We start from the raw sequence: 20,497 nt of genomic DNA on the forward strand, positions 1-20,497 counted from the left end.
TTTGGGGAGCAAAGACCGGGGGTCAGCCACCCACCCGGCAGGCGGCGAGGAGTGCCATGTTGAGGATATCGCTGGCGGTCGAGCCGGTGGATGCGATCTGCACGGGGCGGTCGATGCCCGTCAGGATCGGGCCGATCACCGTGGCGCCCGCCATCTCCTGCATCAGCTTGACGGAGATGCTGGCCGAATGGCGCGCGGGTACGACGAGGACGTTCGCCGGCCCCGTCAGCCGTGAGAAGGGATAGGCCGCCATGGCGTCGGGGTTCAGGGCCACGTCGACGGTCATCTCGCCCTCGAACTCGAAATCGGCGCCGCGGGCCTCGAGGACATGGGGCGCCTCGTGCATCTTGGTCGCCCGCTCCGAGACCGGGTAGCCGAAGGTCGAGAAGCTGACGAAGGCGACGCGCGGCTCCATCCCGAAATTGCGCGCGACCTGTGCGCCGGCCTCGGCGATCGTGGCGAGGTCCTCGGCGTCGGGCCATTCATGCACCAGCGTGTCGCCGATCAGCACGATCCGGCCCCGGTGCAGCAGCGCCGTGATGCCGACCGCATCGGCGTTCTTCTGGATGTCGAACACATGATCGAGCAGGCGCATCGCGTGGGCCGACTTGCGCGTGGCCCCGGTCACGAGCCCGTCGCCGTGATCATGCGCCAGCATCAGCGCCGCAAAGACGTGGCGATCGCGGGTGGCCAGGCGATGCACGTCCTGCGCATCGTAACCCTGCCGTTGAAGCCGCTGGTAGAGATGATCCTTGTAGGTCTCGAGATGCCGGGTGTTCGCGGCATTCACGACCTCCAGTTCGCGCACGGCATCGGCGAGGCCCGCCGCCTCGAGCTTGGCCTTCACGTCTTCGGCCCGCCCGACGACCAGCGCCTTGCCATAGCCGTTGCGCTGATAGGCGACGGCGGCGCGCAGGACGCGCGGATCGTCCCCTTCGGCGAAGATCATCCGGGCCTGCGCCTGCCGCGACCGCGCCGACAATCCCTGCAGGATGCTGGCCGTGGGATCCATCCGCGCCGCCAGTTGGTGGGTATAGCCCTCCATGTCGACGATGGGACGCCTCGCGACGCCGGTATCCATGCCGGCCCGCGCGACGGCGGGCGGGATGACGTGGATCAGCCGGGGGTCGAAGGGCGTCGGGATGATGTAGTCGCGCCCGAAGGTCAGCTTGCGCCCATAGGCCATCGCGACCTCGTCGGGCACATCCTCGCGGGCCAGCGCGGCGAGCGCCTCGGCACAGGCGATCTTCATCTCGTCGTTGATGGCCCGCGCGTGGATGTCGAGCGCACCACGGAAGAGATACGGGAAGCCGAGGACATTGTTCACCTGGTTGGGGTAATCTGAACGTCCCGTCGCGACGATGGCGTCGGGGCGGACGGCTCGCGCCTCCTCCGGGGTGATCTCGGGATCGGGATTGGCCATCGCGAAGATAACGGGGTTTTCGGCCATGTTGGAGACCATCTCGGGCGTCACCGCCCCCTTGGCCGACACCCCGAGAAACACGTCCGCGCCCTGCATCGCCTCATCCAACGTGCGCAGGTCGGTGGCGACAGCATGGGCCGATTTCCACTGGTTCATGCCCTCGGTCCGACCTTGGTAGATCACGCCCTTGGTGTCGCAGGTGATGCAATTCTCGTGCCGCGCGCCCATCGACTTCAGAAGCTCGATACAGGCGATCCCGGCCGCACCCGCGCCGTTCAGCACGATCTTCACGTCCTCGATCTTCTTGCCCGAGATGTGCAGCGCGTTGATGAGGCCCGCGGCGCAGATCACGGCTGTCCCATGCTGGTCGTCGTGGAAGACGGGGATGTCCATCTCCTCCTTCAGACGGCTCTCGATCATGAAGCATTCGGGCGCCTTGATGTCCTCGAGGTTGATGCCCCCGAAGCTCGGCCCCATCAGCTTGACGGCGGCGACGAAGGCGTCGACCTCCTCGGTGTCGAGTTCGATATCGATGGAGTTCACGTCGGCGAAGCGTTTGAAGAGGACGGCCTTGCCCTCCATCACCGGCTTGGAGGCCAGCGCCCCGAGATTGCCCAGCCCCAGCACCGCCGTCCCGTTCGAGATCACGGCCACGAGGTTGCCCTTGGTGGTGTAGTCGTAGGCCAGGGCCGGGTTCTCGGCGATCCGCTCGCAAGGGACGGCGACGCCGGGGGAATAGGCCAGCGACAGATCGCGCTGGGTGGCCATTGCGGTCGAGGCGTTGATCTCGATCTTCCCCGGCCGCGGCTCGAGATGATAGCTGAGCGCCTCTTCCGGCGTGATCTTGGTGCGGCCTGCCATGCGTGTCTCCTGTCCCTCGGACCGGTCTAGCCGACCCCTGTCGCGGGGGACAGGCGCAACGATCCGGGCCGCTCGCGCATTGGAGCGGGACACGCCCGGAGGCCCCCATGTTCCACGATGCCCTGAAATCCGTCCCGTCCCGCACCGAAGCCGGCGACATCAATGTCTTCATCGAGACCCCGATGGGCAGCCAGCACAAATACGAGCTCGACCCGTCGGGCCTCTTCAAGATCGCGCTCTCGCTGCCCGATGGGATGCGCTTTCCCTTCGGCTTCGGCTTCGTGCCCGGCACCGAGGCTGGGGACGGCGACCCGCTGGACATCCTCCTGCTGACCGACGGGCCAGTGCCCGCGGGCTTCTTGATCGACGCGCGCCTGATCGGTGTCCTGAAGATGGAGAACGAGGAGGATGGCGAGATGGTGCGAAACGACCGCATCGTCGCCGTGGCCAAGCTCAGCCGCATCTTCTCCGACTACGACGACCTCGAACAGATGCGGTCGGGCTTCGCATGGGACATGGAGCGGTTCTTCAAGACCTACAACGCCATGATCGAGCGCCGGTTCGAGGTGATCGGTCGCGGCAACCGGTCGGACGCACGCAAGATGCTCGAAGACGCGGGGCGCTGACTTCCGCCTCCGGGCGGCCCTTGGTATCACCCCGGGACGCTTCACCCCGGAGGGGCCATGACCAGCACCGTCACGCCGATGATGGCCCAGTATCTCGGCATCAAGGAAGAAGCGCCCGACGCGCTCCTGTTCTACCGGATGGGGGATTTCTACGAGCTGTTCTTCGACGATGCCGTCCTCGCCGCGGCCGCGCTCGACATCGCGCTGACCAAGCGGGGCAAGCATCTGGGCGAGGACATCGCCATGTGCGGCGTGCCCGTGCATTCCGCCGAGGGCTACCTGATGACGCTGATCCGCAAGGGATTTCGGGTCGCGGTCTGCGAACAGCTGGAGCGTCCCGAGGAGGCGAAGGCGCGGGGTTCGAAATCCGTCGTCAAGCGCGGCATCGTGCGGCTCGTCACGCCGGGCACGCTGACGGAAGACACGCTTTTGGACGCGCGCGCGCACAATCACCTCGCCGCCTGGTGCGAGGTGCGGGGCGAGGGGGCGCTGGCCTGGGCCGATATCTCGACCGGCGCGTTCCACGTCACGCCCTGTCCGCGCGTGCGTCTGGGCCCGGACCTGGCCCGTCTCGGGGTGCGCGAACTGATCGTGACCGAAGGTGCTGGCGTCGATGGGATCGCGGAAGATCAGGGTGCGGCGTTGACACCCCTGGGCGCCAGCGCCTTCGACAGCGCCTCGGCCGAGGCGCGACTGGTCCAGCTCTTCGATGTGGCCGCGCTCGACGCGTTCGGCAGCTTCGGACGGGCCGAGTTGGGCGCGATGGGCGCGCTCGTCGAGTATGTCGAGATCACCCAGCGCGGCCGTCTGCCGGTTCTGCGCCCCCCGCGGCGCGAGGCGGCGGACACGCTGATGGCGATCGACGCCGCTACACGCCGCAACCTCGAGCTGACGCGGAGCATGACGGGCGGGCGCGCCGGCTCGCTCATCTGGGCAATCGACCGGACGGTGACTGCGGGCGGCGGGCGCCTGTTGGAGCGGCGAATCTCGGCGCCCTCGGCCGAGATCGAGACGATCCGCGCCCGGCTGGATGCGGTCGACTGGGCCGTGGACAGGGACGCGCTGGCCGCTGATACCCGCACGCGGCTGCGGCAGGCACCGGACATGGATCGGGCGCTGTCGCGCCTGTCCCTCGACCGCGCGGGACCGCGAGACCTCGGCGCGATCCGTGATGGCCTCCGGGTGAGCGGCGAGATTCACGACCTGCTGTCGGAGACCGATCTGCCGTTGGATCGGTCCGGCCTCATCGGGCAGGAGGCGCTTCGGGCGCTGCTCGACGAGGCGCTGGTGGCCGAGCCGCCGGTTCAGATGCGCGACGGCGGACTGGTCGCCGCGGGCTTCGACGCCGATCTCGACGACGCACGACGCCTGCGCGACGAGGGGCGCGGGGTGATCGCGGGACTCCAGGGCCAGTATATCGAGGCCACGGGCATCGCGTCGCTCAAGATCAAGCACAACAACGTGCTGGGTTACTTCATCGAAACGACTGCGACCCATGCGGAGAAGATGCGCGCGGACGCCATCTTCGTACACCGCCAGACCACCGCGAACCAAGTGCGATTCACGACCGTCGAACTCTCCGAGTTAGAGACGAAAATCCTCAATGCAGGCGGCCGCGCGCAGGAGATCGAAGCGACCATTTTCGCCCGGCTTCGTGCCGCGATCCTCGATCAGTCCGACGCCATATTCGCCGCGGCCCGCGTGCTGGCCGAACTTGATGTGATTACAGCGCTCGCCGACCTGTCGCGCGCGGAGAATTGGGCCCGGCCAAAGGTCGATCAAAGCCGGGCGTTCGAGATCGCAGGCGGACGCCACCCGGTGGTCGAACGCGCGCTCAAGCGCGATGGCCAACCCTTCGTGGCCAACGACACCGTTCTGACAGCGACCGACGGCGCGGCAATCCGCCTTCTGACCGGGCCGAACATGGCGGGCAAATCGACGTGGCTGCGCCAGAACGCTCTGATCGCGGTGCTGGCGCAGATGGGCAGCCATGTCCCCGCCGATACCGCGCATATCGGGATCGTGGGGCAGCTCTTCAGCCGGGTCGGCGCGTCCGACGATCTCGCGCGCGGGCGCTCCACCTTCATGGTCGAGATGGTCGAGACGGCCGCGATCCTGAACCAGGCCGACGACCGCGCCTTCGTCATCCTCGACGAGATCGGGCGCGGCACCGCGACCTATGACGGGCTCAGCATCGCCTGGGCCACGCTCGAACACCTGCATGACGTGAACCGCTGCCGCGCGCTCTTCGCGACACATTACCACGAGATGACCGCGCTCGCAGCCAAGCTCGACGGGGTCGAGAACGCCACCGTCGCCGTCCGCGAGTGGGAGGGCGACGTGATTTTCCTCCACGAGGTGCGCGACGGCGCGGCCGACCGGTCCTACGGGGTTCAGGTGGCCAAGCTCGCGGGTCTGCCCGATGCGGTCGTCGGACGCGCGCGAGAGGTATTGGATGCGTTGGAAGCGGGCGAGCGGAAAGGGGGGTCGAAGGCGGTGATCGACGACCTGCCGCTCTTCAGCGTGACCCCGTCGCCGCCCCGCGCCGCCAAGACCGAAAGCGCCGCCGAAATCCGGCTGCGGGACGTCATGCCAGACACGCTGACCCCGCGCGAGGCGCTCGACCTGATCTACGAGTTGAAGGACCTGACCTGAACGCGCCGGTCAGGCGGGGGTGGACGAGACCCCGACCTGCGCGGGGCGCAGCAGTCGATCGTGCAGCTTGAAGCCCACGGCGGCGACCTGGATGATATCGCCGGCCTTGGTGTCGGGCAGGGGCGCCTCGAACATCGCCTGATGCTCCTGCGGGTCGAAGCGGTCGCCGATCTGGGGCGCGACGAGGGTGATGCCGTGCTTGGCGAAGACGCCCACCAGCTCCTTCATCGTCAGCTCGATCCCCTCGACGATGCCATCCTTGGCATCACCCGCCGCCTCGAGTGCGCGGGCAAGGTTGTCGTAGACCGGCAGCAGATCGCGCGCGAGCTTGGAGCCGCCGTATTGCTCGGCTTCCACGCGGTCGCGGGCGGCGCGCTTGCGGACGTTCTCGGCCTCGGCCAGCGCGCGCATCAGGCGGTCCCGCATCTCGTCGCGCTCGGCCACGATGGCATCGACATTGGCGCGCGCGTGATCGGTCGGGCCATCGCCCTCCTCCATCGCGGCGTCGAGGTCGAACTCCTCCTCGGCTTCGGGATCGTCGAGGAAGGGATTCTCCTGTGGGTCGGCCATGCGCTCTACCTTGTTCCGGGGCCGGACAGCATGCGTCCGACCAGTTGGGCCGTGTAGTCCACGATGGGGACGATTCGCCCGTAATTGAGACGTGTGGGACCGATCACGCCGACGGCGCCCACGATCTTGCGATCCGCGTTCATATAGGGGGAAACCACCAGAGATGAACCGGAAAGTGAGAAGAGTTTGTTCTCCGATCCGATGAAGATGCGGACGCCCTCGCCGTCTTCCGTCAGGGACAGGAATTCGGCGATGTCGCGCTTGCGCTCCAGGTCGTCGAAGAGGCTGCGAATCCGCTCCAGTTGTGCGGGCGCGGCGCCCTCGTCGAGGAGATGGGACCGCCCGCGCACGATCAGCCGTTCGCTGCGCTCGCCCTCGTTCTCCCACGCGGCGAGACCCTTCGCGATCAGGTCATGCGCCAGTCCGTCGATCTCCTGGCGGCGGGCGGCAACCTCGCGGCGCATGAGGTCGCTCAGATCCGAGATCGTGCGCCCCTCGATCAGCGCGTTGAGAAGGTTCGCCGCCTCGCGCATCGCCGAGGGGGTCTGGCCGGCGGGCGGCACGAAGACGCGGTTCTCCACGTGGCCGTCGGCGAAGACCAGCACCACGAGCGCGCGGTCCGGCGCGAGCTGCACGAACTCGATATGCTTGATCGGCGCCTCGCGCTTGGGCGCCAGCACCAGCGACGCGCCCTGCGTGATCCCGGAAAGCGCGCTGCCGACCCGGTCCATCATCGCGGTGACGTCGTCCTCGGACGCGCCGACGCTGGCCTCGATCTGCTCGCGGTCGTCCTCGCCCAGTTGCGCCTCCAGAAGGCCGTCGACGAACATCCGCAGGCCCGATTGCGTCGGGATTCGCCCCGCGCTGACATGCGGCGCTTCCAGAAGCCCGAGAAACTCCAGATCCTGCATGACGTTGCGGATCGTCGCGGCCGAGACCTTCTCGGACATGCTGCGGGTCAGCGTCCGGCTGCCGACCGGATCGCCGGACCCCAGATAGCCTTCGACCACGCGGCGAAAGACTTCGCGCGAGCGATCATTCATCTCGGACAGGATCTGGGCGTTGTCGGGCATGGGCGACAGGCATGTATGCAACGTGCCGGGCCGGGTCAATCGGGGTTGCACCATCGCGGCGGCGCGGGCATCCAACGCGCAACCACTGACAGGAGTATCACATGCGACCTTCCGGCCGGGCTCTGGACCAGATGCGCGACATCTCGATCGAAGTGGATGTCACGCGCCATGCCGAAGGATCGTGCATGATCCGCTGCGGCGACACGCATGTGCTCTGCACCGCGTCCCTCGAGGAGCGGGTGCCGCCCTTCCTGCGCAATTCGGGCCTCGGCTGGGTGACGGCGGAATACGGGATGCTGCCGCGGGCGACCACGACACGCATGCGCCGCGAGGCCAGCGCGGGCAAGCAATCCGGCCGTACGCAGGAAATCCAGCGCCTGATCGGCCGGTCCTTGCGCGCCGGCATCGACCGGAACGCGCTGGGCGAGCGCCAGATCACCGTCGATTGCGATGTCATCCAGGCCGATGGCGGCACGCGCTGCGCGTCGATCACCGGCGGTTGGGTCGCGCTCCGACTGGCGGTCAACGCGCTCATGAAGGCGGGCGACATCGTCACCGATCCCATGGTCGATCCGGTCGCAGCCGTGTCCTGCGGCATCTATGCGGGCCAACCGGTGCTCGACCTCGACTACCCCGAGGACAGCGAGGCGGGAACGGACGCGAATTTCGTCATGACCGGCGGCGGCGCGATGATCGAGGTGCAGGCCTCGGCCGAGGGCTCCACCTTCAGCCAGGACGAGTTCGGCGCGATGCTGGAGCTCGCGCAGAAGGGCGTGGGCGAGCTGGTGGCCGCGCAGAAGGCCGCCACGGCGTGAGACGGTTCGATGGCGATACCCTCCTGATCGCCACGCATAATGCGGGCAAGCTGGAGGAGTTTCGCGCACTGCTCGGACCCCGCGGCATCGCCTGCGTCTCGAACGCCGATTACGACCTGCCCGAACCGGAGGAGACGGAGACGACCTTCCTCGGCAATGCGCGGATCAAGGCGCGGGCCGCGGTCGCGGCGACGGGCCTGCCTGCGCTGGCCGACGATTCGGGCATCGTGATCGATGGGCTGGACGGCGCGCCGGGCGTGCACACCGCCGATTGGGCCGAGACCGGCGCAGGGCGCGACTTCCGCATCGCCATGACCCGCGCCTGGACCGAGCTCGAGGCCCGTAATGCGCCCGAGCCGCGCACCGCCCGGTTCTGTGCGACGCTCGTCCTCCTCTGGCCCGACGGTCACGAAGAGGCGTTCGAGGGTGTTGCCGAGGGCCGGATCGTCTGGCCCATGCGCGGCGAGACCGGCCATGGCTACGACCCGATCTTCATGCCCGAGGGGCACGACCGCACCTTCGGCGAGATGCCCGCTAAGGAAAAGAACCGCCTGAGCCACCGGGCCCGCGCGCTGGCCAAGATGGCGGAGGTATTCGCATGACCCGACGCCTCATCTCTACCGGGTCCAGCTTCGAGCGCGAGGTCGGCTACTCGCGCGCCGTCTGCCAAGGCGACTGGTGCTTCATGGCGGGCGTCACGGGCTACGACTACGCCACGATGCAGCTTCCCATCGACCTCGCCACACAGGTGCGGAATTGCTACGCCACCGTGCGCGCGGTTCTGGCCGAGGCTGGGTTCTCCGACGCCCATATCGTCCGCGTGACCCACTACGTCGCCGACCGGTTCCTCGTCGACGATCTCGTGCCGCTTCTCGGGGCCCAACTGGGCGAAGTCCGACCCGCGGCCACCATGGTCATTGCCGGTTTGATGCAGGAGCAGATGCTCTACGAGGTCGAGGTGACGGCCTATCGCGGCGGATGACCCTCGCGAATTGGCAGGAGGCCGGCTTCGGCCTTTATCTCCACTGGCCGTTCTGTGCCGCCAAGTGCCCTTACTGCGACTTCAACAGCCATGTCGCCGCATCCATCGACCACGCGGCGTGGCAACGCGCCTATCTCTCCGATCTCGACCATTGGGCCGCACGCACGCCGGGCCGCGTTCTGACATCGGTGTTCCTCGGCGGCGGCACGCCCTCGTTGATGCAACCCGAAGTGGTCGCGGCGATCCTCGAGCGCATCCATCGGAACTGGACCGTCGCCAACGATCTTGAGGTCACGCTCGAAGCCAATCCCGGCTCGGTCGATGCGGATCGCTTCGCAGCCTTCCACGCGGCCGGGGTGAACCGCTTCTCGGTCGGGTTGCAGGCCCTGAACGATGAGGATCTGCGCCGTCTCGGGCGCCTGCACACCGTCGCCGAGGGTCGCGCCGCGTTCGAGGTCGCCGCGTCGCTGACCGACCGGGTGTCCTTCGATCTCATCTACGCGCGACAGGACCAATCGCTCGGCGACTGGGAGGCGGAATTGCGGTCCGCTTTGAGCCAGGCGGGCGAACACCTGTCGCTCTACCAGCTCACCATCGAGGACGGCACCGCCTTCGGGGCGCGTCACGCGGCGGGCGGGTTGCGTGGCCTTCCGACCGAAGAGCTGTCCGTCGCGCAATACGAGATCACGCAGGCCCTGACCGCCGAGGCCGGCTTGCGCCGCTACGAGGTTTCGAATCACGCGCGGCCCGGGGCCGAGTCGCGGCACAACCTGATCTACTGGCGGGGCGGCGACTGGCTCGGGGTTGGACCCGGTGCACATGGCCGCGTCGCCCTCGACGGCGCGCGCCTCGCGACGGTGGCCCATCGCGCACCCGGTGCCTGGTTGCAGGCCGTGGCGCGGCAGGGTCATGGCATCGAGACGACCGAGCCCTTGCCCGCGACAGAAATCGCCGATGAATACGCCCTGATGTCGCTGCGCCTGACCGAGGGGATGGATCTCGCCCGCCACGCCCGGCTCGGCGGCGCCATCGACGCGGCCGAGGTCGCGGCACTGGTCCAGAGCGGCCATCTGATGGAGGAGAACGGCCGCCTTCGCGCGACGGAGGCGGGTATCCTCGTATTGAACGCCCTACTTGGACGTATCCTGGGCGAGCCCCCGCGAGAGTAGGCGGCACACCGCATCCAACTCGTCGAGCGACTGATAGGCGACCGAGACGGAACCGCCCTGCGTCGCCGCGTCGTGATCGATCGTCACCTTCTGACCCAGGGCAGCCGTCAGGTCCCCCTCAAGCGCACGGGTATCGGCGTCCTTTGCCGGCTTCGGGGCCGCACGCGGCGTCGACGCCGCCTCGCCCGCCTTGGCCAGCCGCTCGGTTTCCCGCACCGAAAGGCCCTTGGCGATGACCCGTTCGGCCAACCCGGCCGCATCGGGCGCGTTAATCAGCGCGCGGGCATGTCCAGCCGAGAGTCGCCCCTCGCGGACGTGATCCTGCACCCGCGCCGGAAGCTTCAGCAGCCGCATCAGGTTGGCCAGGTGGCTCCGAGACTTGCCGAGGACACGGCCCAACTGCTCCTGCGTGTGTCCGAACCGGTCTATAAGCTGTTGATATCCTTGCGCTTCCTCGATCGCGTTCAGATCCGCCCTCTGCACGTTCTCGATGATCGCGACCTCGAGTACCGTCTGGTCGTCCATCTCGCGGACGATGATCGGCACCTCGTGCAGCGCGGCCCGTTGCGCCGCGCGCCACCGACGTTCGCCCGCGACGATTTCGTAGCGTGTGGCGCCTCGGGGGTTTGGCCGCACGACAATCGGCTGGATGATTCCACGCTCCCGGATCGAGGCGGCGAGATCGGACAGATCGTCCTCCTCGAATCGCTTCCGGGGCTGATCGGCATTCGGCTGCAGCGACTCGATCGGCGCCATCCCGTCGGTCCGCGCGGTCGACGCCGTCGGCGCGCCTTCGGCGTCGACCCCGATATCGGCCATCAGGGCGGACAGGCCGCGCCCCATCGGACGGTTCTGGCGCGCATCAGACATGGCTCATGTCCTCCTGTTCGTGACGCTGCATCAATTCGCTGGCGAGGCTGCGATAGGCGACCGCACCCCGTGACGAAGGATCGTAGTTCAGCACCGGCATCGCATGGCTCGGTGCTTCGCTCAGACGGACATTGCGCGGGATCTTCGTGTCGAACACTAGGTCGCCCAGCGTCTCGCGCGCCTCGTCTTCAACCTGCAGGCAGAGATTGTTGCGACGGTCGAACATCGTCAGGACGACCCCCTCCAGCCTCAGGTCGGGATTGGCCGTCCCCCGTACCTCCCGAACCGTCAGCAGCAACTGGCTGAGGCCCTCAAGCGCAAAGAACTCGGCCTGAAGTGGCACGAGAATGCGTTGGGCGGCTACAAATGCGTTAATAGTCAGTAGGTTAAGAGACGGTGGGCAGTCGATCAGAACATAGTCGAAGCTCGTCTCCCGAAGGCGGATCGCGTTCCGAAGATGCATCACGCGACGCGCGCTCGACATCAGCTCCGCATCCGCCGAAGCAAGGTCCATGGTTGCCGGAACGATGGAAAAGTTGTCGACCCCGGTCGCCTGCGACAGATCATCGACCGAAGCGTCCCCGAGAAGAAGATCGTAGCTGCTGCGCATCCGAGCATCGCGCGCGATCCCGAGTCCGGTGGATGCGTTTCCTTGGGGATCGAGATCCAGCAGGCACACGCGCTTGCCCCGCATCGCGAGCGCGGCGCCCAGGTTGATTGCGGTGGTCGTCTTTCCGACGCCGCCCTTCTGGTTTGCCACCGCAATGGTCCGTGCCATCATGCTATTTCGGGCTCCACTCGCGGATTCTCAGGATGACCGATCCGGCGCGTGTCACGCTTTCAATCGGCTCAATATCAAAATCCCATTCCCGCCGCGCCTCGTCCACCTCTGATCTCCAGCCTTCGCCCTTCGGAAACACAAGTGTCGCGTCCGTGCCAGCATGGCGCGTCGCGTACCCAAACAACGTCGTCAAAGGGGCCAAGGCACGCGCCGTGATCGTCTTGGCGCCTTGGGGTGGCGCCGCTTCTATACGGTCCGCAATGACGTCGCATGACAGTCCGAGCGATCGCCGCACGGTTCGGAGGAATTCCGCCTTGCGACGGTCGGATTCGATCAAGACAAGCGGATGAACGCGGTCCGTGCAGGCGAGGACAAGACCGGGCAATCCTCCACCGCTCCCGAGATCGACCCATTTCCCTGTTTCACCGCCTATCGCGATCAGTTCGAGCGAATCTACGATGTGGCGCTCCCAGACGTCGTCCAACGTGGACGCCGAGACCAGATTAATCCGACTGTTCCACTTCTTGAGGAGCGCGACATAGCCATCCAATCGCTCTCGTGTTTCACGTGAAACATCGACAAGCGCGGTCATGCCGCACGCATATGGCGACGAACCGTCGAAAGGATAAGGACGATTGCGGCGGGCGTCATACCTTCCAGTCGCTCCGCGGAGGCGATGTCGACGGGTCGAATGCGGTTCAACTTCTCTCGAAGCTCGGTCGTCAAACCCGAGACATCGCGCCAGTCGATATCCCCGGGAATGATCTGACTGCGGCCGCTCTCGACAGCCCGTATGTCGCCATCCATTCGTGACAGGTAGTTGGCATAGATCGCCTCGCGTGCCACCTGGCGCATCGCCTCGCGGTCATCGCCCGCCTGAAAGACGCAGTCGATCAGCTTCTCTGCATCGATCCCGGGCATTGCCAGGCCGTCGAACACGCTGCGGGTCCTCTGCCGCGACCCGACTGTCGCATTGCAATCCGCGAGAACGTCGTCGGATACATTCCGCGCCCGAAGGACCTCTCGCGTTGCAGCAAGTACCGTCATCTTGGCCGAACATGACGCCGCACGTCGTGGCCCCACCACAACGAGTGAAATCCCATCGGCCGTGAGGCGCTGATCCGCGTTATCCGCGCGAAGATGCAAGCGGTGCTCGGCCCGAGAGGTGAACATCCTGTAAGGCTCGGTCACCCCACGCGACACAAGATCGTCGACCATCACACCGATATAGGACTGATCCCGCCGAAATACGTAAGGCGCCCGTCCGGTGGCTGCCAGACCGGCGTTGAGACCCGCAACAAGGCCCTGCGCCGCGGCTTCCTCGTACCCGGTCGTCCCATTGATCTGACCGGCGAGATATAACCCCGACAATCGATCCAGCTCGAGCGTCGGTCGAAGCTCCCGCGGGTCAACATAGTCGTACTCGATCGCGTAACCTGGCTGCGCAATCTCTGCCGCCTCAAGACCCTTGATCGTTCGGACATACGCCTCCTGCGCGTCCACGGGCAGCGACGTCGAGATCCCGTTCGGATAGATTACGTCGCCCTCTGCGGTTTCCGGCTCCAGAAAGATCTGGTGCGATGCCTTGTCGGCGAACCGAACGATCTTGTCCTCGATCGAGGGGCAATAGCGCGGACCGACACCGTCGATCGTCCCACCGTACATCGCCGACTCGTCCAGCCGGTCTCGGATGATATTGTGGGTCAGCTCGTTGGTGTGGGTGATCGCGCAGGCAATCTGCCGAGCAATGGGCGCCTCCGAGAGGAAGGAGAACATCGTCGGGTCGGTATCGCCCGGTTGCTCTTCCAACCCGTCCCAATTGATCGTGCTCGCGCGAAGGCGCGGCGGTGTCCCCGTCTTCAACCGTCCGATTCGGAGACCCAGGTCACGCAGCCTCGCCCCGAGGGCGTTGGCGCCATCGGCCCCCATACGGCCGCCCGGCTGTTGCGCGCGCCCTATATGGATCACACCACCAAGGAAGGTTCCTGTGGTCAGAATGACCGTCGTGCCTCGGACGGTTCGCCCATCTGCAAGTTGTACGCCCTCGGCCACCCCGGCGTCGGCGCCAACCAGATCGGCGACTTCACCAAGGATGAGGTCGATATTCTCCGCCGCAGCAATCTCCCCACTCATCGCGGCACGGTAGCGATTGCGATCGATCTGCGCGCGCGGGCCTTGAACGGCCGGACCTTTCCGACGGTTCAGCAGACGAAACTGAATACCAGCCTGATCCGCCAGGCGCCCCATGATGCCGTCGAAGGCATCGATCTCCCGGACAAGATGACCCTTGCCCAATCCACCGATCGCCGGGTTGCAGGACATCGTCCCAAGATCGGTCTCGCGCATCGTGACGAGTGCAACGCGACAGCCCAGACGGTGCGCCACATGCGCCGCCTCACAGCCGGCATGGCCCCCGCCGATAACCACAACATCATATGCATCATGTTTCACGTGAAACACCTATTTGCCGATACAGAACGACGAGAAGATTTCGCCTAGGACATCTTCGACGCCGATCGCTCCTGTGATCTGACCGAGCGTGTCCGAAACCTCGCGCAGTCTTACCGCCAATAGTTCGGATTCGCCATCAGGGTTTGCGGCGATATCGTCTAGCCGCAGCAAGATGCCTTCAAGGAGCTGGACGTCTCGCACCTGCGTCGTCAGACCGGCCGATGCGACACGCTGGGACAGGCGGTCGGCGACATCTGTAAGGAACGCATCAATACCCTCGCGCGTCACGGCAGAGATGTCACCTTGCTCGGAAATATCGGATTTCCCGCGCAGGATGATATCTGCCGCTTCGATCAGATCGTCGCCAGGCCGCGCCTCACCATCCACGAGCAGCACCCGCAGGTCTGCATCCGCCGCACGGCGGCGCGCACGTTCGATACCGGCCCGCTCGACGCGATCATCCGTTTCGCGCAGGCCAGCCGTATCGAGAAAGGTGACCGGGATGCCCTGGAGGTCCATCCGCACCTCGATTACGTCCCGTGTGGTTCCCGGAATCTCGGTGACAATCGACGCCTCGGATCGAGATAACGCATTGATAAGAGAGGACTTTCCAACGTTTGGCGCGCCGATGATCGCAACCTCGAAGGATGATCGCAACCGCCGTGCGGCCGCGGCGCCGGCAATCTCGGACGCGATCTCGTCGCGCACGGACCGAAGGAGATCCTCGACTTCGGGCATCACATCGACCGGGACGTCTTCGTCCGCGAAGTCGATGGTCGCCTCGATCAGCGCGTGGGCACGGATCATGCGGCTCCGCCATCCCGCAATGCGGTCCGACAGCTCACCCGTGAAGACGCGGAGCGCCTCGCGACGCTGGGCTTCGGTCTCGGCCTCGATCAGATCGGCAAGCCCCTTGACCTGCGCCAGGTCGAGGCGGTCGTTCTCCAGCGCGCGCCGTGTGAACTCGCCCGGCTCCGCCAACCGGGCCTGCCCCCTCGCCGCGATCGCTGCCAGAACGGCGCGCACGATCGCGCGGCTGCCGTGGAGCTGGAATTCGACGGTGTCCTCACCGGTGTAGCTGGCCCCCGCCTCGAAGCGGAGCACCAACGCCTCGTCCAGAAGGCGGCCCTCACTGTCCCTGACGGGTGCGAGCGTCGCCATCCGCGCCGGGACAGCGCGGCCGGACAGCGCGCGCAGGATCGCGATGCTGGCGGGTCCGGAGACGCGGATCACGGCCAGCCCGGCCTTCCCCTCGGCGGTGGCGAGGGCGAAGATCGTATCTCCCACCCCCGCCATCGGGGGTCAGGAGTTCATGGAGTCGAAGAAATCCGAGTTGGTCTTCGTCTGCTTGAGCTTGCCGATCAGGAACTCGATCGCATCGGTCGTTCCCATCGGGTTCAGGATGCGGCGCAGCACGAAGGTCTTCTGCAGGTCCTTCGGATCGACCAGCAGATCCTCTTTCCGGGTGCCGGACTTGAGGATGTCCATTGCCGGGAAGACGCGCTTGTCGGCGACCTTGCGGTCCAGGACGATCTCGGAGTTGCCGGTGCCCTTGAACTCTTCGAAGATCACCTCGTCCATGCGGCTGCCGGTGTCGATCAGCGCGGTCGCGATGATCGTCAGCGATCCGCCTTCCTCGATGTTCCGCGCCGCACCGAAGAATCGCTTGGGGCGCTGCAGGGCGTTGGCGTCGACACCACCGGTCAGCACCTTGCCCGAGGACGGCACGACAGTGTTGTAGGCCCGGCCCAGGCGCGTGATCGAGTCGAGCAGGATGACGACGTCACGCTTGTGCTCCACCAGACGCTTGGCCTTCTCGATGACCATTTCGGCCACGGCGACGTGACGCGTGGGCGGCTCGTCGAAAGTGGACGACACGACCTCGCCCTTCACGGACCGCTGCATGTCGGTGACTTCCTCGGGCCGCTCGTCGATGAGCAGGACCATGAGGTAGCAATCGGGATGGTTCGTCTCGATCGACTTGGCGATGTTCTGCAGAAGGACGGTCTTACCCGTCCGCGGCGGAGCCACGATGAGCGAGCGCTGGCCTTTGCCGATGGGCGCCACGAGATCGATGATCCGGGCCGAGCGATCCTTGATGGTCGGATCCTCGATCTCCATCTGGAACCGCTCGTCAGGATAGAGCGGCGTCAGGTTGTCGAAGCTGACCTTGTGCTTGGCCATCTCGGGATCGGCGAAGTTGATGCTCGTGACCTTGGTGATCGCGAAATAGCGCTCGTTGTCGTCAGGCGCCTGGATGATGCCGTCGACCGTGTCGCCGGTGCGCAGCGAGTGGCCGCGGATGACGTCCGTGCTGACATAGATATCATCGGGGCCCGGCAGGTAGTTGGCCTCGGGGTTGCGCAGGAAGCCGAAGCCGTCCTGCAGCACTTCGAGCACGCCCTCGCCCGAAATCTCCCAGCCTTCGTCCGCCCGCTCGCGCAGGATCGAGAACATCATCTCGCCCTTGCGCATGGTCGACGCGTTCTCGATCTCGAGTTCCTCGGCCATCTCAACGAGATCCTTGGCGGCCATCGCCTTCAGGTCGCGCAGGTTCAGCTGGCCGGTCGGGCCGTCGGTTTCGTCATGGGTCTCGTCGGTCTGGTGGTCGTCGCGCATCGGGCGGCCTCGCATGTGGCGACGCAGGCCGGTCGGGGCCTGCGGATCGGTCTGGAAACTGGAAAGCGGCGCTTGGGCCAGGACGGCCCGCCGTTGCCACGTCAGCTAAGGCGCGCGCGCGCCCAAGTCAACGCGTTCAGAACGGCTTGACGATCACCGCCACGACGAGAACCACGAGAAGCACCGTCGGAACCTCGTTCATCAGCCGGTAATGACGGCCGGTGGCGCCGCCCCCGTCGAGGAGGATCTTGCGCTGTCCGGCGCACCACATATGGAACCACGTCATCGTCAGGACGCAGACCGCCTTCACCCAGGGCCAGACCTGCCCCCAGTCGATTCCGCCCATCGCGATCATCCAGAGGCCGAACACCCAGCTTGCGATCATGGCGGGGTTCATGATGCCCCGGAGCAGTCGACGCTCCATGATCTCGAGGACCGGCATCATCGCGGGTACATCGGCCCGGCGTTCGACGTGATAGACGAACAGCCGCGGCAGGTAGAAGATCCCGGCCATCCACGCGATCACCGAGATCACGTGTCCTGCCTTCACCCAGAGATACAGGTCCATGTCGCGCCCCCGTCCGAACCTGTCCCCTCTTAAAGAAAGAAAGAAGAAAGAGAAGTTGTTGTGGTTGGGCACCGTGGATAACGGGGATTAAACGATGATCCACATCGGGAGCGTTTCTGCGTCGCGGCACGGCCCGATGGCCTCCGTCCTGTGGAGGACTCGGGGGCTTGACGCACGGGCCTTGGAGGATTCGCTGTGGAACGTCTTGGGGAGTGCGGTTGAAGCACGAGGTACAGGTCAGACCGCTCCACAGCTGGCGATCCAACGGGTGCCATCTGGAAAAGTTCCCTGGGTTCGGCGATAACCCGCCCGGTTGTCCCCCGCGCGCCACGACACCGGGTTCCCCACCGGTCCATCGACAGGGTTCTCCCGCGGGTTTCTCACAGATCGGTCCCCATGCTCATCCTCGCCTCGACCTCCACGATCCGGCAGACCCTCCTGCGGAATGCCGGCGTCCCGTTCGAGGCCGTGCCCGCTCGCGTCGACGAGGAGATGGTGCGCGACGCGCTCCGGGCCGAGGAGGCGCCGCCCCGCGACGTCGCGGACACCCTGGCCGAGATGAAGGCGCTGCGAGTCCGGCGGCCGGGCTTGATCCTCGGCTGCGATCAGGTGCTGGCCTTCGAGGGCGAGGTGATCGGCAAGCCGGAGACACCCGAGGCGGCCATCGCCCAGCTGACCGCGATGGGCGGCAAGCGCCACAAGCTGCACAGCGCGGCGGTGATCGTCGAGGATGGCAAGCCGATCTGGCGACATGTCGCGGAGGTCACCATGACCATGCGAACGCCGACCCTGGATTACCTCGCCGCCTATGTTGCGCGAAACTGGGACGATATCCGCCATTGTGCGGGCGGCTACATGCTCGAGGGCGAGGGCGCACGGCTCTTCCACCGGGTCGACGGCGATTACTTTTCGGTACTCGGCCTGCCGCTCCTGCCGCTTCTGGGATATCTCGTGACGCGGGGGGAGATTGCCGCATGACCATCCTGGCCGGCGTGATCGGCGACCCGATCGCCCAGAGCCGATCGCCCCGGCTGCACGGACATTGGCTCGCGCGATACGGGATCGACGGGCAGTACGTGCCGCTGCATGTGCGCCCGGACGATCTGGCCGAGACGCTGCACCTCCTGCCGAGGTTGGGCTTTGCCGGGGTCAACGTCACTATTCCGCACAAGGAGGCCGTCTTCGCGTTGGCCGATGAACGGACCGCACGGGCCGAGGCCGCGGGCGCCGCGAACACGCTGGTCTTCCGGGGCGGGCGGATCATGGCGGACAATACCGACGGGCTGGGCTTCGTCGCATCCGTCCAGCAGGGCGCGCCGAACTGGCAGATGGATCGACCCGCGCTCCTGCTCGGCGCGGGCGGGGCCGCGCGCGGGATCGTCGCCGGGCTGCTGGCGGCGGGTCTTCCCGAAGTGGTCGTCGCGAACCGGACGGCGGACAAGGCCGCGGCGCTGGCGGACCTCTTCCCCGGCAGGGTCCGCGCCGTGCCGTGGGATCGCGCACCGGACGCGCTCGGCGGGATCGGTCTCCTGGCCAACACCACCAGTCTCGGGATGACCGGCCAGCCGCCCCTCGAATTCGCGCTCGATCATCTGCCGCCCGAAGCCGTCGTGACCGACATCGTCTACGCGCCCCTCCGGACCCCGCTTCTGGACCGGGCTGCGGCGCGCGGCCACGCGACGGTCGACGGGCTGGGAATGCTCCTCCACCAGGCGGCTCCGGGGTTCGAGGCGTGGTTCGGCCAAATGCCCGAGGTCGATGACGCGCTTCGGGCGGCGGTCCTCGCATGACGATTCTTGGCCTGACCGGCTCGATCGGGATGGGCAAATCGACCACCGCCGCGATGTTCGCCGAGGCGGGCATTCCGGTCTGGGACGCCGATGCGACGGTCCACACGCTCTATGCCGAAGGGGGCGCCGCCGTGCCCGCCATCGGCGCGGCCTTTCCCGGCACGATCGCCGCAGGCGCCGTGGACCGCGATGCCCTGCGTGCCATCGTGACGGCCGATAGCGGGGCGCTCGATCGGTTGAATGCCATCGTCCATCCGCTCGTGGCCGAGGACCGTGCGGCGTTTCTGGACGGGCGGACGGGCCTCGTGGTGCTCGACGTGCCGCTTCTCTTCGAGACGGGGCTCGACGCGACCTGCGACCGGATTGCTGTCGTCTCGGTCGATGCCGCGATCCAGCGCGCGCGGGTGCTGGAGCGCGGCGGCATGGACGCGGCCCAGCTTGATGCGATCCTCGCGCGCCAGGTGCCCGATGCCGAGAAACGCGCGCGTGCGGACTACGTCATCGACACTTCCACCCTCGTGTCGGCGCAGGATATGGTGGCGACGATCATCGCGGAGCTGACATGAGAGAGATCGTCCTCGACACCGAAACCACCGGGTTCGAGCCGGAATCCGGCGACCGCATCGTCGAGATCGGCTGTGTCGAACTGGTCAACCACGTCGCCACCGGCGAAGTCTATCACCAGTACATCAACCCCGAACGCAGCATGCCGCAAGGCGCGTTCGAGGTGCATGGCCTCGGCGACGATTTCCTCAAGGATCATCCCGTGTTCGCGCAGGTCGGGCAGGCCTTCCTGGATTTCATCGGCGACGCGAAGCTGGTGATCCACAATGCCGCCTTCGACATGAAATTCCTCAACGCCGAGCTGGACGGGATGGGGCTGGCGCGTCTGCCCATGGATCGGACGGTCGATACGCTGGCCATCGCGCGATCGAAATTCCCGGGCTCGCCCGCGTCGCTCGACGCGCTCTGCCGCCGCTTCGGGATCGACAACGGCTCGCGGACCAAGCACGGCGCGCTTCTCGACAGCGAGCTTCTGGCCGAGGTCTATCTCGAGCTGATCGGTGGGCGGCAGCCGACCATGTCGCTGACCGCCGAGGCCGGGCGCGACGATGCGCGCTCCGGTCCCTGGACGCCGATGCCGCGACCGACCCCGCTGGCGCCACGACTGACCGAGGCCGAGGCGGCGCGCCACGCGGCCTTCATCGATGCGCTGGGCGACGACGCGCTCTGGCGGCGCTAGC

20 protein-coding genes are annotated in these 20,497 nt (G+C 66.5%); 10 read left to right on the forward strand and 10 right to left on the reverse strand.

Features of this window, described 5'->3' with window-relative positions:
• Window positions 1-22: 22 nt before the first annotated feature.
• Window positions 23-2,284 carry an NADP-dependent malic enzyme gene (locus Q0833_RS16555; RefSeq protein WP_298437596.1) on the reverse strand — a complete coding sequence of 754 codons (2,262 nt, stop codon included), beginning with the start codon at window positions 2,282-2,284 and terminating at the stop codon, window positions 23-25.
• A 107-nt stretch (window positions 2,285-2,391) separates the two neighbouring features.
• On the opposite strand from Q0833_RS16555, the gene Q0833_RS16560 reads away from it, so the two are divergent.
• Both Q0833_RS16560 and mutS read left to right on the forward strand, forming a co-directional pair.
• Window positions 2,392-2,910, forward strand: a complete 519-nt coding sequence (locus Q0833_RS16560; RefSeq protein ID WP_298437599.1) for an inorganic diphosphatase — start codon at window positions 2,392-2,394, stop codon at window positions 2,908-2,910.
• 57 nt (window positions 2,911-2,967) lie between these two features.
• A complete protein-coding gene (gene mutS, locus Q0833_RS16565) occupies window positions 2,968-5,565 on the forward strand; it encodes a DNA mismatch repair protein MutS (protein ID WP_298437601.1) in 2,598 nt (865 codons plus the stop codon).
• 9 nt (window positions 5,566-5,574) lie between these two features.
• Here mutS and Q0833_RS16570 read toward each other — a convergent pair whose 3' ends face one another.
• Together Q0833_RS16570 and hrcA are read right to left on the reverse strand one after the other, a co-directional pair.
• Complete coding sequence (locus Q0833_RS16570) at window positions 5,575-6,135, reverse strand: nucleotide exchange factor GrpE (protein ID WP_298437604.1); 561 nt, start codon at window positions 6,133-6,135, stop codon at window positions 5,575-5,577.
• A gap of 5 nt (window positions 6,136-6,140) precedes the next feature.
• Window positions 6,141-7,208 carry a heat-inducible transcriptional repressor HrcA gene (gene hrcA / locus Q0833_RS16575; RefSeq protein ID WP_298437606.1) on the reverse strand — a complete coding sequence of 356 codons (1,068 nt, stop codon included), beginning with the start codon at window positions 7,206-7,208 and terminating at the stop codon, window positions 6,141-6,143.
• Between the two features lie 101 nt (window positions 7,209-7,309).
• On the opposite strand from hrcA, the gene rph reads away from it, so the two are divergent.
• The 4 genes from rph to hemW are packed head-to-tail and all read left to right on the forward strand — an operon-like array spanning window position 7,310 to window position 10,174.
• Window positions 7,310-8,023, forward strand: a complete 714-nt coding sequence (rph, locus tag Q0833_RS16580; protein WP_298437610.1) for a ribonuclease PH — start codon at window positions 7,310-7,312, stop codon at window positions 8,021-8,023.
• Window positions 8,020-8,625 (forward strand): RdgB/HAM1 family non-canonical purine NTP pyrophosphatase, encoded by a 606-nt coding sequence (gene rdgB, locus Q0833_RS16585; RefSeq protein WP_298437613.1) that lies wholly within the window; start codon window positions 8,020-8,022, stop codon window positions 8,623-8,625. The genes rph and rdgB overlap by 4 nt, the downstream gene beginning before the upstream one ends.
• Window positions 8,622-9,005, forward strand: a complete 384-nt coding sequence (locus Q0833_RS16590) for a Rid family hydrolase (RefSeq protein ID WP_298437616.1) — start codon at window positions 8,622-8,624, stop codon at window positions 9,003-9,005. Before rdgB ends, Q0833_RS16590 begins: the two co-directional genes overlap by 4 nt.
• Window positions 9,002-10,174 (forward strand): radical SAM family heme chaperone HemW, encoded by a 1,173-nt coding sequence (gene hemW / locus Q0833_RS16595; RefSeq protein ID WP_298437619.1) that lies wholly within the window; start codon window positions 9,002-9,004, stop codon window positions 10,172-10,174. Before Q0833_RS16590 ends, hemW begins: the two co-directional genes overlap by 4 nt.
• On the opposite strand, the gene Q0833_RS16600 is transcribed toward hemW, so the two are convergent.
• The 7 genes from Q0833_RS16600 to Q0833_RS16630 all read right to left on the reverse strand — a co-directional run bounded on the left by Q0833_RS16600 (window position 10,136) and on the right by Q0833_RS16630 (window position 17,463).
• Window positions 10,136-11,044: a ParB/RepB/Spo0J family partition protein gene (locus tag Q0833_RS16600; RefSeq protein WP_298437622.1), complete on the reverse strand. Its 909-nt coding sequence runs from the start codon at window positions 11,042-11,044 to the stop codon at window positions 10,136-10,138. The two genes, hemW and Q0833_RS16600, sit on opposite strands and share 39 nt — an antisense overlap.
• The gene (locus Q0833_RS16605; RefSeq protein WP_298438354.1) at window positions 11,037-11,822 is read right to left on the reverse strand and encodes a ParA family protein; all 786 of its coding nucleotides are present in this window, start codon (window positions 11,820-11,822) and stop codon (window positions 11,037-11,039) included. Before Q0833_RS16605 ends, Q0833_RS16600 begins: the two co-directional genes overlap by 8 nt.
• Window positions 11,823-11,826: 4 nt before the next feature.
• Complete coding sequence (gene rsmG / locus Q0833_RS16610; RefSeq protein WP_298437625.1) at window positions 11,827-12,417, reverse strand: 16S rRNA (guanine(527)-N(7))-methyltransferase RsmG; 591 nt, start codon at window positions 12,415-12,417, stop codon at window positions 11,827-11,829.
• Window positions 12,414-14,285, reverse strand: a complete 1,872-nt coding sequence (gene mnmG, locus Q0833_RS16615) for a tRNA uridine-5-carboxymethylaminomethyl(34) synthesis enzyme MnmG (RefSeq protein ID WP_298437628.1) — start codon at window positions 14,283-14,285, stop codon at window positions 12,414-12,416. Before mnmG ends, rsmG begins: the two co-directional genes overlap by 4 nt.
• On the reverse strand, window positions 14,286-15,572 hold the full coding sequence (gene mnmE / locus Q0833_RS16620; protein WP_298437631.1) for a tRNA uridine-5-carboxymethylaminomethyl(34) synthesis GTPase MnmE: 1,287 nt from the start codon (window positions 15,570-15,572) through the stop codon (window positions 14,286-14,288).
• 6 nt (window positions 15,573-15,578) lie between these two features.
• On the reverse strand, window positions 15,579-16,895 hold the full coding sequence (rho, locus tag Q0833_RS16625; protein ID WP_298437634.1) for a transcription termination factor Rho: 1,317 nt from the start codon (window positions 16,893-16,895) through the stop codon (window positions 15,579-15,581).
• Between the two features lie 136 nt (window positions 16,896-17,031).
• Window positions 17,032-17,463 carry a CopD family protein gene (locus Q0833_RS16630; protein ID WP_298437637.1) on the reverse strand — a complete coding sequence of 144 codons (432 nt, stop codon included), beginning with the start codon at window positions 17,461-17,463 and terminating at the stop codon, window positions 17,032-17,034.
• 396 nt (window positions 17,464-17,859) lie between these two features.
• Here Q0833_RS16630 and Q0833_RS16635 point away from each other — a divergent pair, with 396 nt between their 5' ends.
• Genes Q0833_RS16635 through dnaQ form a run of 4 tightly spaced genes read left to right on the forward strand, consistent with a single transcriptional unit; the run spans window position 17,860 to window position 20,496 of the window.
• Window positions 17,860-18,441: a nucleoside triphosphate pyrophosphatase gene (locus Q0833_RS16635; RefSeq protein WP_298437640.1), complete on the forward strand. Its 582-nt coding sequence runs from the start codon at window positions 17,860-17,862 to the stop codon at window positions 18,439-18,441.
• Window positions 18,438-19,253 carry a shikimate dehydrogenase gene (locus tag Q0833_RS16640; protein ID WP_298437643.1) on the forward strand — a complete coding sequence of 272 codons (816 nt, stop codon included), beginning with the start codon at window positions 18,438-18,440 and terminating at the stop codon, window positions 19,251-19,253. Before Q0833_RS16635 ends, Q0833_RS16640 begins: the two co-directional genes overlap by 4 nt.
• Window positions 19,250-19,819 (forward strand): dephospho-CoA kinase, encoded by a 570-nt coding sequence (coaE, locus tag Q0833_RS16645; RefSeq protein ID WP_298437646.1) that lies wholly within the window; start codon window positions 19,250-19,252, stop codon window positions 19,817-19,819. The genes Q0833_RS16640 and coaE overlap by 4 nt, the downstream gene beginning before the upstream one ends.
• Window positions 19,816-20,496 (forward strand): DNA polymerase III subunit epsilon, encoded by a 681-nt coding sequence (dnaQ, locus tag Q0833_RS16650; RefSeq protein WP_298437649.1) that lies wholly within the window; start codon window positions 19,816-19,818, stop codon window positions 20,494-20,496. The genes coaE and dnaQ overlap by 4 nt, the downstream gene beginning before the upstream one ends.
• The last annotated feature ends 1 nt before the right edge of the window (window position 20,497 follow it).

The organism is uncultured Jannaschia sp. (assembly GCF_947503795.1).
Classification (GTDB): Bacteria; Pseudomonadota; Alphaproteobacteria; order Rhodobacterales; family Rhodobacteraceae; genus Jannaschia.

Coding starts and splice junctions, on each gene's coding strand:
- Q0833_RS16555 (WP_298437596.1), bottom strand. CDS start 2,284: ATGGCAGGCCGCACCAAGATCACGCCGGAAGAGGCGCTCAGCTATCAT.
- Q0833_RS16560 (WP_298437599.1), top strand. CDS start 2,392: ATGTTCCACGATGCCCTGAAATCCGTCCCGTCCCGCACCGAAGCCGGC.
- mutS (WP_298437601.1), top strand. CDS start 2,968: ATGACCAGCACCGTCACGCCGATGATGGCCCAGTATCTCGGCATCAAG.
- Q0833_RS16570 (WP_298437604.1), bottom strand. CDS start 6,135: ATGGCCGACCCACAGGAGAATCCCTTCCTCGACGATCCCGAAGCCGAG.
- hrcA (WP_298437606.1), bottom strand. CDS start 7,208: ATGCCCGACAACGCCCAGATCCTGTCCGAGATGAATGATCGCTCGCGC.
- rph (WP_298437610.1), top strand. CDS start 7,310: ATGCGACCTTCCGGCCGGGCTCTGGACCAGATGCGCGACATCTCGATC.
- Q0833_RS16590 (WP_298437616.1), top strand. CDS start 8,622: ATGACCCGACGCCTCATCTCTACCGGGTCCAGCTTCGAGCGCGAGGTC.
- hemW (WP_298437619.1), top strand. CDS start 9,002: ATGACCCTCGCGAATTGGCAGGAGGCCGGCTTCGGCCTTTATCTCCAC.
- Q0833_RS16600 (WP_298437622.1), bottom strand. CDS start 11,044: ATGTCTGATGCGCGCCAGAACCGTCCGATGGGGCGCGGCCTGTCCGCC.
- Q0833_RS16605 (WP_298438354.1), bottom strand. CDS start 11,822: ATGGCACGGACCATTGCGGTGGCAAACCAGAAGGGCGGCGTCGGAAAG.
- rsmG (WP_298437625.1), bottom strand. CDS start 12,417: ATGACCGCGCTTGTCGATGTTTCACGTGAAACACGAGAGCGATTGGAT.
- mnmE (WP_298437631.1), bottom strand. CDS start 15,572: ATGGCGGGGGTGGGAGATACGATCTTCGCCCTCGCCACCGCCGAGGGG.
- rho (WP_298437634.1), bottom strand. CDS start 16,895: ATGCGCGACGACCACCAGACCGACGAGACCCATGACGAAACCGACGGC.
- Q0833_RS16630 (WP_298437637.1), bottom strand. CDS start 17,463: ATGGACCTGTATCTCTGGGTGAAGGCAGGACACGTGATCTCGGTGATC.
- Q0833_RS16635 (WP_298437640.1), top strand. CDS start 17,860: ATGCTCATCCTCGCCTCGACCTCCACGATCCGGCAGACCCTCCTGCGG.
- Q0833_RS16640 (WP_298437643.1), top strand. CDS start 18,438: ATGACCATCCTGGCCGGCGTGATCGGCGACCCGATCGCCCAGAGCCGA.
- coaE (WP_298437646.1), top strand. CDS start 19,250: ATGACGATTCTTGGCCTGACCGGCTCGATCGGGATGGGCAAATCGACC.
- dnaQ (WP_298437649.1), top strand. CDS start 19,816: ATGAGAGAGATCGTCCTCGACACCGAAACCACCGGGTTCGAGCCGGAA.